General features: G+C 45.1%; 9 protein-coding genes. 6 read left to right on the top strand and 3 right to left on the bottom strand.

Annotated elements, in window-relative coordinates:
* Positions 1-104 precede the first annotated feature (104 nt).
* Positions 105-596, top strand: coding sequence for a translation initiation factor IF-3 (gene infC / locus QF049_RS10760; protein WP_091031425.1), 492 nt, complete (start codon positions 105-107; stop codon positions 594-596).
* A 183-nt stretch (positions 597-779) separates the two neighbouring features.
* Here infC and QF049_RS10755 read toward each other — a convergent pair whose 3' ends face one another.
* Positions 780-1604, bottom strand: a complete 825-nt coding sequence (locus QF049_RS10755; protein WP_307537280.1) for a protein-glutamine gamma-glutamyltransferase — start codon at positions 1602-1604, stop codon at positions 780-782.
* A 272-nt stretch (positions 1605-1876) separates the two neighbouring features.
* Here QF049_RS10755 and QF049_RS10750 point away from each other — a divergent pair, with 272 nt between their 5' ends.
* Entirely contained in the window at positions 1877-4624 is a 2748-nt protein-coding gene (locus QF049_RS10750) for a PAS domain-containing hybrid sensor histidine kinase/response regulator (protein WP_307537278.1), read from the top strand.
* Between the two features lie 50 nt (positions 4625-4674).
* Here the strand turns inward: QF049_RS10750 and QF049_RS10745 are convergent, their stop codons facing one another.
* Both QF049_RS10745 and QF049_RS10740 read right to left on the bottom strand, forming a co-directional pair.
* Positions 4675-4887 carry a cation:proton antiporter regulatory subunit gene (locus QF049_RS10745; protein ID WP_017688899.1) on the bottom strand — a complete coding sequence of 71 codons (213 nt, stop codon included), beginning with the start codon at positions 4885-4887 and terminating at the stop codon, positions 4675-4677.
* 118 nt (positions 4888-5005) lie between these two features.
* The gene (locus QF049_RS10740; protein WP_307537277.1) at positions 5006-5761 is read right to left on the bottom strand and encodes a hypothetical protein; all 756 of its coding nucleotides are present in this window, start codon (positions 5759-5761) and stop codon (positions 5006-5008) included.
* Between the two features lie 605 nt (positions 5762-6366).
* Here QF049_RS10740 and QF049_RS10735 point away from each other — a divergent pair.
* The 4 genes from QF049_RS10735 to glgD all read left to right on the top strand — a co-directional run bounded on the left by QF049_RS10735 (position 6367) and on the right by glgD (position 12325).
* Entirely contained in the window at positions 6367-8061 is a 1695-nt protein-coding gene (locus QF049_RS10735) for a M3 family oligoendopeptidase (RefSeq protein ID WP_076217123.1), read from the top strand.
* Between the two features lie 246 nt (positions 8062-8307).
* Positions 8308-9459 carry an iron-containing alcohol dehydrogenase gene (locus QF049_RS10730; RefSeq protein WP_307537275.1) on the top strand — a complete coding sequence of 384 codons (1152 nt, stop codon included), beginning with the start codon at positions 8308-8310 and terminating at the stop codon, positions 9457-9459.
* Between the two features lie 566 nt (positions 9460-10025).
* A complete protein-coding gene (locus QF049_RS10725) occupies positions 10026-11195 on the top strand; it encodes a glucose-1-phosphate adenylyltransferase (RefSeq protein ID WP_274599260.1) in 1170 nt (389 codons plus the stop codon).
* A gap of 26 nt (positions 11196-11221) precedes the next feature.
* The gene (glgD, locus tag QF049_RS10720) at positions 11222-12325 is read left to right on the top strand and encodes a glucose-1-phosphate adenylyltransferase subunit GlgD (protein ID WP_307537273.1); all 1104 of its coding nucleotides are present in this window, start codon (positions 11222-11224) and stop codon (positions 12323-12325) included.
* Positions 12326-12396 lie beyond the last annotated feature (71 nt).

The following is a 12396-nucleotide window of genomic DNA, read 5'->3' as shown; positions in this document are numbered from 1 at the left end:
TATTTGTTCGCTGATAAGTATTACAAATAACCAGCAACACCATCCTAGCCTGCTCTGATCCGTAAATGGTCAGGACAGGCTTTTGATGTAGAGGAGGAAGAATCATGATCAAAAATGAAAAGATCAAAGCAGCCGAAGTGCAGCTGACCGGCCTGAATGGTGAAGATCTGGGTGTCATGTCCACGCAGGAAGCACTTCTACTTGCGAAGCAGCATAAAGTAGATCTGGTGTGCTTGTCCTTGATGACAAGTCCACCGCCATGCAAGCTGATTGGAGCTGGAGCGGCCAAAGCGGAAGCGCAGCAGGCGAAGAAAAAAGCGAGTAAATCCCCCGATAAACGTAAAGTAAAGGAAATTCGCTTGAACCTTGCGATGGAGGATCATGACCGGGATACGAAGCAGTCTCAAGCGGAGCGCATTCTGAAGAAGGGTGATTCGGTAAAACTCGTCATCCAGGTGCATGGAGCCAAAGAAGGAGTTGCAGGCAAGGAGTGGGCTGAGCAACTGAGCAAATCGCTAGCTGAATTCGGTAGCAAAACGACAGGTGTTCAGGTAAGTGGTAAACAGGTTGTTGTGCAACTGGACCCTAATGCGTAAACCACCAGGAGCGATCCTCGATGTAGCACAAAGGTAAGGAATGTCGATACAGTAATGATCTTTTGGATGTAAAGAAAGCCCAATGAGGTGGCAGGCTAACTGCTGCTGTATTGGGCTTGTTTGTCATCACTTGGATTGAGGTGTCGTGCAATTTAATGCAAAAGCCGTTTCTGTTCCAGTAGTTCAGCTGCGTAAATAACGGCTGCCACCAAGACGTACATATAACTGCCCAGGTAATACAGGCGTGGAACCAGCGGCCATATTATTCTGGCTGTTTTTGGCGAATCGGGATAAATAAAAGAAGTCCGGATAGATCACCATATCCATTAAGTAGGCGGAGACCCGGCTACCTGGAACGCGGAACTGATTCAGGGTACGTATAATTTCTTCGCCGCGTGCAATACCAATGCCATGACCATAATACCAGTTCTCACGCAGCATGAACGTATTCTCTCCCTGCCACTCGGGGGTTTCCGGAGAAACATCCGGATTTTTGAAATACAGCACATCTCCTGGCAGGGCGGTTTCGCTACCGTTTTTTTCGGTTAATCGCAGGTCACTGTCATAATGCCAGTCAAAGAGTAACAGATTTCGAAACAGGGAATTAAAGGCGTCTTCGCGAATGCTTCCCAGCACGCCACCATACAGCACAATGACTGTGGCTGTTGCACATTCAAAGGCATATAAGTGCCCATTCCTCCAGATATCCCGGATGCCGTCGGCGGGTGTCACGTTCGATTTTAGCTCAAACCCACCCTCTGCATTACGATTCCAGTAGGCAGGATTACATCTGGATTTTTCAAAGGATGCAAAACTCACCCCGCTTCGATCCAATCCTTCCGCTGCATCCACGAGAGAGCCCCTCAAGTCCCATTCAAATCGAAGATGATCCATGGATTGGTATACATACCTTGTAGGACGATCCTGTAGTTGCTGTAACCAATACCATTCAAAATCAGACCATTCCGAGCGGTTCAGCAGGGCGGGTTGATTTGCGACAATGATCATGATCCATAACCTCCGTTCCTATTCGAATATTCAACATTGTATAATCGGGAGAGCACGGGTATTGTGTAGTATATGACGTGATGTGTTCGAATTGGTATGTACATAATGAAAGTTGTCAGCATCCAAAATTAAAAATGTCGATTCATGCAGCAATTTTATCCGATCTCGTTTATCAATCATGACATTTGGGGTAGTACTCTATAGATGAAGTTATGTTCAGGTCGATCTATTCATACGGAATACATTCAGATTCTTATAAAGGAGGACATGTAATGTCGAAATCCATTACAGAGAGCCGATCTCTGTTCGAACAATTGTATACGCACGCACCAATCGGCATTGCTGTCGCATCGCATGTAAATGGACGGTGGTTGCAGCTTAATCCTGCATTTTGCGAGATGCTTGCATACAGTGAAGATGAACTGATCGATACTTCGGTCATACATATGATCTACGAAGAAGATCTGCATATGGAGGAATTCCGCAGCAAGTTCTGGGAAATGACTCATGAAACAAGTCCGATGTACGAGACGGAGGTTCGTCTGAAACGAAAGGACGGTTCGTTATTATGGGCAACCATTAGAGCATGCATTGTTAGGGATGAAACGAATGGTGAGCCCTTGTATTTGCTGGTACAAGCTGCTGATATTACGAAACAAAAAGATGCAGAGCAAATACTCATCGTGCAACATATGCAATTGGAAGAGAGCAGTCGCATCTCTCGCCTGCTGGCGGAGTCTTCACTAGACCTGATTGCAATACATGATGCCGATTCTAGTCGTACATTTAAATATGTATCCAATGCATGTAAAAGCATGTTGGGCTATGAGCCAGAAGAAATTATAGGTAAGCCAGGAACATTCGTTATTTATCCGGAGGATGTGACTTTGGTTGAAGCGTACGTAGAAGAGCAGAGAAAGGGTCTGGCTCCCAAACGGATCAATTATCGCCTGTTACATAAGGATGGATCTACGGTATGGGCAGATACGATTACGCACTATGTATATGACGATTCAGGTGAATTAATGGAGATGGTCGCTGTAACCCGGGATATCACAGCCAGCCAGCAACAACAGTTAAGCATGCAGGAGTACAGATCGTTATTTGACTGTAATCCCCTAGGTGTGGCTTCTCTTGATCTGGAAGGCAATCTGCTGAAAGCCAATATGGGTCAGGAACAGTTGACAGGACACACGAAGGAGGAGCTGCTGAGTCGGCCTTTTGATCACCTCATTGATCCTGTGGATCTGGAGAAGACTCGCTATCATTTTGAGGAAACGGTGAAGGGCAATGCACAGAGCTACGAGATAGGTTTAATTCACAAAAATGGGCAGCGAATTGAAACAAATGTGATTAATGTTCCTATTATACTTGAGGACAAAGTTGTTGGGGTCTACGGGATTACGAGTGACATTACAGAGTCCAAACGTTACGTCGAGGAAATCGAGAATCTTAGTTATGAACGGGCATTGATTTTAAATGGCATGTCTGAGGGTGTTATTGGACTGGACCTGGAAGGGAATCTGAACTTTGCCAATCCGGCCGCTGCGGAGATTATGAACTTCTGTCCAAGTGAATTGAATGGCAAACCATTAGAGCAGATGATGATCCAAATGCAGAGCGAAGGCATTCCCTATCCATCCAAGGATACACCAATTCTACAGGCTGTTCGTGAGGGGCGAGGTCTGCCGCGTACCGAATCCGTATTCTGGAGACAGGATGGATCTAGTTTCCTGGCGGAGTTCCAATTGAAGCCGATTATGGATCAGGGTAGAACCCGCGGAGCAGTGTTGGTTTTCCGTGATATGACATCTGTTAAGGACATCATACGTGCCAAGGAAGCAGCAGAGCATGCAGACCGAGCAAAGTCCGAGTTTCTCGCCATCATGAGTCATGAGCTTCGTACGCCATTAAACGGCATTATGGGCATGGCCCATCTGTTAATGGAAACCGAGCTGGATGATGAACAGAAAGGTTTTGCGGAAATCATGATTGATAGCGGCGAATCCCTTTTGTACATTTTGAACGAAATCCTGGATTTCAGCAAAATCGAAGCAGGCAAAATGGATCTTGAGCGCGCACCTGTAGATATTAAGGCGATGTTGGGTGGGGTGATCGAGCTGTTTGCACTGAAGGCCTCAGAGAAAAATATTGAACTCTATTGTGAAATGTCGGATCACATTCCTGAACGCATTCGAGGGGATGAGACACGAATCCGGCAGATTTTGATTAATTTGGTGGGTAATGCCGTTAAATTCACAGAGCAGGGCCGTATTATGGTAAGCGTAGGTGCTGATTTCTCAGATGAGCATGGTCAGGATAACCTGATGTTGACCTTTAAGGTGAGAGATACAGGGATTGGCATTCCAATAGAAAAGCAGCATCAATTGTTCCAATCCTTCTCACAGCTTGATCCGGCCATCAATCGTAAGTTTGGCGGGACAGGTCTGGGCCTTGCGATCAGCAAAAAACTGGTGGAATTAATGGGCGGAGCGATTGGCGTACAGAGTGAGATCGGTGAGGGAGCAGAATTCCAGTTTACCCTCGTAGTGGAGCGGTGGTTAGAGGAAAGTAATGACCCGATTGAAATTACCACGAATGAGGAATTGCAATTGGATCGAGCTAGTCTTGCCCATGACATCAAAATTTTGATTGCTGAGGATCAAGCGGTCAACAGTCATCTGTTGGAGGAGATGCTGCGCAAGTTTGGCGGAGTCTGTGATATCGTTGAGAATGGTGCACAGGCCGTCGATTCATTGAACAAGGTTCAATATGACCTGGTGTTTATGGATATTCAAATGCCAGTTATGGATGGGATTGAAGCGACCTGCCACATCAGACAGAGCCACCCAGACATACCGGTTATTGCAGCGATTACAGCTTTTGCAGGCGCCGGTGACCGTGAGGAGTGTCTGAAATGCGGGATGCAGGACTTTATCAGCAAACCGTTTCATTCCACGGAGATTAGCCGCGTATTAAATACATGGGTTCCGTATATTCGCTCTCAAAGGGTAACGTAACAGAAAAATAACCTGCGCCTTGAAATTCAAGGTACAGGTTATTCTGTAATTTACGACCAGCCTCCGATTAACCCGGAGAGGGTTACGCATTCGTCATCTTCCAAATCTGCAATCAGAGTGAGTTCTTCGTTGTCTTGTGGATCAACGGAGAATAATTCACGGCGTCCGTCCTCATGCACAATAATGACTAACTGATGGCCGCCCTTTGTATCAAACTGGTACTTAACTCCGATACCAGGTAGTGGGCATTCGCGGATATTCATGAAACCTGTCACCTCTTTAGCTTTGCTTAATAAAAAATTAACCGTTCACACAGTACGGATGTATTCTACTATCCATAACACTGTTTGGCAAGTCACAAATAAAATTGGTGTGAAGGAATTAATTTTTTCCGTGATGTGATCTTGCACTATGGCGCTGTCTGGCCCGTCTGCGACGAACAAAAAACCAAATGAGCAGAGCAACGATTAATAATAGGCCAATGACTGCAATTATGATGATGTTCCGGATATTGGGAACCTGTACAGTCAGATCCAGTTTATTCATCTGGAGGGGTGAAACGTGCCAAATGAGCGTTTTTCCGCCATCCTCCACCTGATCTGCATTGGAATCGGCTGCCTTGATGGGCAAAGACAACTTAAAGTCAAAGTTAACATCTTTTAACAAGAGGTTTTTAAGAAAGCTAGGCACCTTGTTAATTTGATTTTTGATGTCACCATCGGGCATGGACTCCATGAGATCGGCTTCTGCTGTAATGTGCATCTTGGAAGTGAAGAAGCCGGGTGAAGTTGATTGTTCAACCTTGATCCCTTGTGGTAACTTGGACGTATCAAAGCTGGTTTTATTGCTTTTTTCATAATGGGTGGTCGCTGTGAGTTTCTTCTGATCGCCCTGTTCCGAAACCTCTGCCTGGAAGTTATTTCGATTCAATGCATCTGCGATCAGAGGCATGAGATTGTCTTGTCCAATTTTTCCAAGAGCGGAGTTCTTTACGTTGAGATTGAGATCCAGATCCGTTGATCCATCCATATTCACCGTTAGATGGGCTTCTCCATCAGCACAGGCGGATAAAATACATAACATAAGGGCTAATAAAACAGTAAGAAATAACTGACGTAAGGGGATGCGAGTTGACATGTCTTTCAACCTTTCTGCGTAAAATCCAAATTCCATTTCATAGAAGTATAGTATACACCGTAAGCATGGCGGATGAAACTTTGAACCCGTGCAGCGAGGTACGTATGATTTAGTGTGATCGGGGAAATAATCCATTTATTAAAATTAAAGATTTCGTATTTTTGTCAATGTTCGGTCAATTCAAACGGCGCTTCACCGTGTACACTAGTAGTAGTGTGATGAATATACGGAAGCAGGGAGGTTACATTCATGACATATATCATTATTATGGCTGTTATTATGGTCGTAGGCATGGTCGGAATGGGCTGGTTCTATCAGATTATGGATAAAGACCAAAGCTAGTATTGTTTAAATGTGAAAAGAAGAGAGACAACCTATAAGCTGGCTTCGCTAACGCGAGGCGGGCTTATTTGTGTGGGGAAAATTGTGAGGCACTGACTTTACATAAGTACGTAATATATGTAATCGTTCATGTTGTACAATTTGACCGATGGACAAATATTTTTCGTAAAGATGGGATTTTTTAGCTGCTCTTTTGTATAATAGGGGGTAGTTTAACTCGGGATACTCCCGAGATTCTGCCAAACAGGAAAGGGTGTACATAAATGAAATTTAGTGAGTATACGTATACACGTCCGAATCTGGAACACATCAAGACATCTTTCCGTGAGCTGTTAAGCGGTTTTGAAGCTGCGGCAACGGTTGAAGAACAGAGTGGGTTCATGGATCAGATTAACGCGCTGCGCAGTGATTTTGAGACACAAGCCCAATTGGTCTACATCCGTCATTCCATTGATACCAATGATGAGTTTTACAAGGCGGAGAACGAATTTCTGGACGAGAATGCACCCATTGTGCAGGAATATATTACGGATTTTTACCGTGCACTGGTTAACTCCAAATTCCGCAATGAATTGGAACAAAAATGGGGTTCACAGCTGTTCCAGCTGGCGGATCTTTCACTGAAAACATTCAGCCCGGAGATTATTGAAGAACTCCAGAAGGAGAACAAACTTTCCACAGAATACAATCAGTTGATTGCATCGGCCAAAATTCCGTTCGAAGGTGAAGAGCGTACGTTGCCACAGCTTCATCCATTTGAACTGTCCACGGATCGCTCCATGCGGGAGCGTGCTTCGGAAGCCAGATACACTTTCATGGCTGAACATGAAGCTGAATTCGATCGCATTTACGATGAACTGGTTAAAGTGCGTACACAAATCGCGAAGAAACTGGGTTACCCAAGCTATGTGGAACTCGGCTATGATCGCATGAACCGCACGGATTACAACGCAGAGATGGTTGCCAACTTCCGGGCACAAGTTCGTGATTATATCGTACCTGTGGCGACCAAGCTCAGAGAGCGTCAGCGTAATCGGATCGATGTGGATACGTTGTATTATTACGATCAGGGCTTCAGCTTCAAGACGGGTAACCCGACACCTAAGGGTGACGCGGACTGGATTATCGATAATGGTAAAAAAATGTACGCTGAATTATCACCAGAGACAGATGCATTTTTCCAGATGATGACCGAAAACGAGCTTATGGATCTGGTAAGCAAAAAAGGTAAACAGGGCGGCGGATATTGTACGTTCCTGAACGATTACAAAGTGCCGTTTATCTTCTCCAACTTCAACGGTACATCCGGTGATATCGATGTATTGACACATGAAGCAGGTCATGCTTTCCAAGTGTATGAGAGCCGTGATTTTGCAGTGCCTGAATACAACTGGCCGACATATGAATCGGCTGAGATTCATTCCATGAGTATGGAGTTCTTCACATGGCCGTGGATGCAGTTGTTCTTCAAGGAAGATACAGACAAGTACAAGTTTGATCACCTGTCTTCCGGTCTGTTGTTTATTCCGTATGGCGTAGCCGTGGATGAATTCCAGCATTTTGTGTATGCGAACCCGGATGCAACACCAACGGAGCGTAAGCAGGCTTGGCGCAACATTGAGAAGACCTATCTGCCACACATCAATTACAAAGATAATGCGTATCTGGAGCAGGGTGGTTTCTGGCATAAGCAGGGTCACATTTTCTCATCGCCGTTCTACTACATTGACTACACGTTGGCACAAATCTGTGCATTCCAGTTCTGGAAACGCAGCAATGAGGACATGAAGTCCGCATGGGCCGACTATCTGACATTGTGTAAAGCGGGAGGAAGCCTGTCCTTCACCGGATTGGTTGAACTGGCTGGATTGAACTCTCCATTCGAGGATGGCTGTGTATCCTCCGTAATTGGCGATATTGAGGCATGGCTTGACGGCGTGAACGATAAGGCGCTGTAAGCCTTCGTAAGGATGCTTTTAGTGTAAGTACCTGCGGTAAGGTATAAGTAGTGGATAAAGCTTTAAGATAGATCAGTAAGACGGCTTGGAGACCTTGGGGTGTCTGGGTCGTCTTTTTCATTACGGGTAAAAATCAACCTCCAGTGTAACATTTATCGGATTCATTGTGATTTATTTCACTATACCTGAAAACGGATTCAGTTACAATGGAGATAGTAAATCAGGGGTTACAGGAGGCTGGTACAAATGGCAACACATGCATATTATGTTCCGCCCGTGAACTTGATGGGTAGAGGCTGTTTACAGGAAGCGGGTCAGATGATTGAACAGATGGGTATCCGCAAGGCGCTGGTTGTAAGTGATCGTCAATTGATTACTTCAGGTGTTGCTGAACAGGTACTGTCTATACTAAGAAAATCAGGGTTAGACTGTGTAGTATATGATGAGGTTCAGCCTAATCCAACATGTCAGAATGTACATGATGGACTACGATTATTTCAGGATCATGGCTGTGACGCCATTATATCGATAGGCGGAGGTTCACCGCAGGATGCTGCCAAAGGCATTGGCATTGTAGCTACGAACGGTGGGCATATCCGTGAATATGAAGGATTTCATCAATCGAAACATAAGTCCGTGCCACTTGTGGCTGTAAACACAACGGCTGGCACATCGAGCGAGGTGACAATAAACTACGTGATTACAGATGAGGAACGTAAAGTGAAGATGGTAATGGTGGACCGCAATAGTCTGGTCTCCCTGTCGGTTAATGATCCGGAGCTGATGCTCAGCAAACCTGCAAGTCTCACAGCGGCCACAGGAATGGATGCGTTGACACATGCCGTAGAAGCGATGGTTACACCGGGTGGATTTACAGTGACAAGTGCGACAGCTGCAGCAGCTGTTGAACTGATCTTTGAATATTTGCCAAGAGCCGTGAGAGACGGCAGTGATCTGGAAGCGCGGGAACATATGACGTATGCGTGTTTCCTTGGCGGGATTGCTTTTAATAATGCGGGTCTGGGTTATGTTCATGCGATGGCGCATCAACTGGGTGGCGTATATGATCTGCCGCACGGTGTGTGTAACGCAATGTTACTCCCCTATGTGGAAGAGTTGAACGCCAAGCATGTACCCGGCAAATTCCGTCATATTGCTAAGGCAATTGGTATGGATGTGAAAGGCAGAAGCGATGAGGAGTGTTCAGATTACGTCATTGAGGCCATACGTCAGCTATCAAAGGAAGTCGGGATCCCTGAGAAACTGTCTGAACTGGGTGTAAAAGATCCCGATGTGGAACTGCTTGCCGATAACGCGATGAAAGATGCCTGTGCACCAGGCAATCCCTATCAACCGTCCAAGGATGAAGTGATGGAGCTGTTCCGCAAAATTATATAAAAGTTTCAGAAACGGATTCACCAGAGTACGATCCTGTTGAACATAGAGGATCACGGACCAAGCAGGGTCAGAAAATAACAGACAAAATGAGCCGGGATCGAAAGTCGGCTTTTTTGTCATGTGAACTCATGTTGTTTACTTATTTTTCCACTTAATGATTGCACAAAAACTAAAGGATTTTGCTTCTCTATTATCGAATACAATATGAATAACAGCGGCACGAGAAAGGGTAATCTTACCCGCAACTTGATGTCGATGTTTTCCAGCAAGATTCCCCAGTCCGTTTCGTGTTTAATGTTAAATAGGAGTAGTCTATTACATTGTTCACGAGCTACACCTTAAGTTTTGCATCTAACATTCACCTCTGTAAGACAGTCAAGCAATTCTACACCAGCATCATCTCTATTTCAGGCTTTACAATCCAAAAAGTTTAACTGCAACAAGATTCACCGGTTACACATCTGTACAGCATGCTCCTAATCAAGACAACAGTGTCCACACAACAGAATATCGATTATGGGCTCTGAAATGAATCAGAACGAATGCACGTGGAGGAGGCTGTAATGATGGCGAAAAAAGAAGTTGTAGCGATGCTACTTGCCGGAGGGCAAGGTAAGAGGTTAAAAGGATTAACGAAATCACTGGCTAAGCCAGCAGTATATTTTGGCGGTACGTACCGAATTATTGATTTTCCGCTAAGTAACTGCTCTAACTCGGGTATTGATACAGTGGGCGTATTAACTCAATATGAACCACTTGTCCTGCACTCCTATATTGGTATCGGCAGTGACTGGGATCTGGACCGTAAAAATGGCGGAGTATACGTACTTCCTCCCCATGAACGTGAAGACGGAAGCAGTTGGTACCGTGGAACAGCAGATGCCATCTTCCGTAACCTGAACTTTATTGAACAATTCGATCCTGAGCATGTGCTCATTCTGTCAGGGGATCATATCTATAAGATGGACTACGAAAAAATGCTCCAGTATCACAAAGATAAAGATGCGGATTGCACCATATCGGTCATTGATGTCTCATTGGAAGAAGCCAGCCGATTCGGGGTGCTGAACACCAACGATGACTATAGCATCTATGAATTTGAAGAAAAACCTCCTGAGCCCAAGAGCACACTGGCTTCCATGGGTATCTATCTCTTCAAGTGGGATGTACTGAAACGTTTCCTGATCCAGGATGAACAACAGGCATCCACCTCCTATGATTTTGGTAAAGATATTATTCCTTTGTTGCTTGAAAACGAAAAATCCTTATATGCATATCCATTCGAAGGTTATTGGAAAGACGTAGGTACCATTCGCAGTCTGTGGGAATCCAATATGGACCTGTTGGACGAAGACACACCATTTAATCTGAATGATCCGGACTGGCGTATTTTCACACGTAATCCGAACCAACCTGCACAATATATCTCACCTTCGGGCAAGGTACGGAATTGTATTATTAGTGAAGGCACAGTAGTGCATGGTGAGGTCAACCATTCTGTTCTGTTCTACGGAATTGAAGTTGGTGAGAACAGTGCTGTCATCGATTCGGTGATCATGCCAAGAGTGAAAATCGGGCAAAATGTACGCATTTATCGAGCTATTATCGCAGAGGGATTGGTTATTCCCGATGGAACACAGATATCGCCTGCACCGGAAGATGAGAGTGATATATTGCTCGTGGATCAGGAAGAACTGGAACGTCAGCTTCGCCAAGGAATAACCAGCAAGGCCTAATTGAAGTCAAAAGGACGGTGCATGCGATGAAACCATTGATCGGAGTTATTAACCTTGACCATGAACTTGAAGAATTGAAGGAATTGACATATTTTCGCTGCGGAGCCGCGGTGCCATATGCCGGGCGTTACCGTCTGATCGATTTTGTTCTATCCAATATGATGAATGCCGGAATTGAGAGTATAGGTGTGTTTGTCCGTCGCAAGTATCGCTCTCTGATGGACCATCTCGGTGACGGTAAGCCGTGGGATCTGGATCGCAAGCATGGAGGTATGTTTATTTTGCCACCAGACTGGAACGATCCAACAGATACATCACAAGGGGATTTGCAGCATTTCCATAACAATTTGGACTTTTTCCACAGAGGAGCAGGGCAATATGTTGTGCATGCGGGCAGTCGCCATGTGACCAAAGCAGACCTCCAGGATGTCTACAGGTATCACATCAACAAAGGAGCGGACGTTACACTGGTCTGCAAAAAGGTAGATCAGCTGCTGCCTGAGCATGACGCCTGTGTCAAAGTTGATCATGACGGTGACGGTAACGTGGTGGACATTCACCAAAGCGCTAATCACCCGAATATATATACAGAAATTTTTATCATGGAAAAGGAATTGTTCTTGCGCCAGGTGCAACGCTGCATTGATCATGGCGAGAGCCATTTCTTCCGGGATGTGATTCAAAAAAATCCGGATGGATTGAATATCGCTGCGTATGCATATGATGGCTATCACGCAGTCATCAATTCCATTGACAGTTATTATCGCAACAGTATGGATCTGCTGAACACAGGGCAATATGAACAACTGTTCAAGGAAGATCCGATCCAGACCAAAATTAAATACGAAGCGCCTGCCAAATACCTGGATACCGCCGATGTTAAACATTCACTTCTCGCGAATGGCTGCATTGTGGGTGGCGAGGTGGAGGACAGCATTCTGTTCCGTGGTGTACAGGTGGCCAAGGGTGCCAAAATAAAAGGTTCCATTATCATGCAGAAATGTTACATTGGTGAGGGGACGGTACTTGAGAATGTCATTCTCGATAAAGACGTGAGGCTGACCGGAGGACAGACGCTGATCGGCGACCCGTCGAATCCATACATTTTAGCGAAAAGTACTATTATCTAATGCCCACACGTAACCGATATCTTCTATAAATATATAAAATAAAAATCCTGTAGGATGGATTTAAGGTTCAT

Source organism: Paenibacillus sp. W4I10, assembly GCF_030816325.1.
In the GTDB taxonomy this organism is placed as follows: Bacteria; Bacillota; Bacilli; order Paenibacillales; family Paenibacillaceae; genus Paenibacillus; species Paenibacillus amylolyticus_B.
The sequence above is the reverse complement of the archived record's forward strand: the minus strand, read 5'-3'. Positions and strand labels throughout refer to the sequence as shown.

Excerpts from the sequence above, each read along its gene's own strand:
- QF049_RS10730 (WP_307537275.1), top strand. The coding sequence starts at position 8,308 with ATGGCAACACATGCATATTATGTTCCGCCCGTGAACTTGATGGGTAGA.
- QF049_RS10740 (WP_307537277.1), bottom strand. The coding sequence starts at position 5,761 with ATGTCAACTCGCATCCCCTTACGTCAGTTATTTCTTACTGTTTTATTA.
- QF049_RS10750 (WP_307537278.1), top strand. The coding sequence starts at position 1,877 with ATGTCGAAATCCATTACAGAGAGCCGATCTCTGTTCGAACAATTGTAT.
- QF049_RS10725 (WP_274599260.1), top strand. The coding sequence starts at position 10,026 with ATGGCGAAAAAAGAAGTTGTAGCGATGCTACTTGCCGGAGGGCAAGGT.
- QF049_RS10755 (WP_307537280.1), bottom strand. The coding sequence starts at position 1,604 with ATGATCATTGTCGCAAATCAACCCGCCCTGCTGAACCGCTCGGAATGG.
- glgD (WP_307537273.1), top strand. The coding sequence starts at position 11,222 with ATGAAACCATTGATCGGAGTTATTAACCTTGACCATGAACTTGAAGAA.
- QF049_RS10745 (WP_017688899.1), bottom strand. The coding sequence starts at position 4,887 with ATGAATATCCGCGAATGCCCACTACCTGGTATCGGAGTTAAGTACCAG.
- QF049_RS10735 (WP_076217123.1), top strand. The coding sequence starts at position 6,367 with ATGAAATTTAGTGAGTATACGTATACACGTCCGAATCTGGAACACATC.
- infC (WP_091031425.1), top strand. The coding sequence starts at position 105 with ATGATCAAAAATGAAAAGATCAAAGCAGCCGAAGTGCAGCTGACCGGC.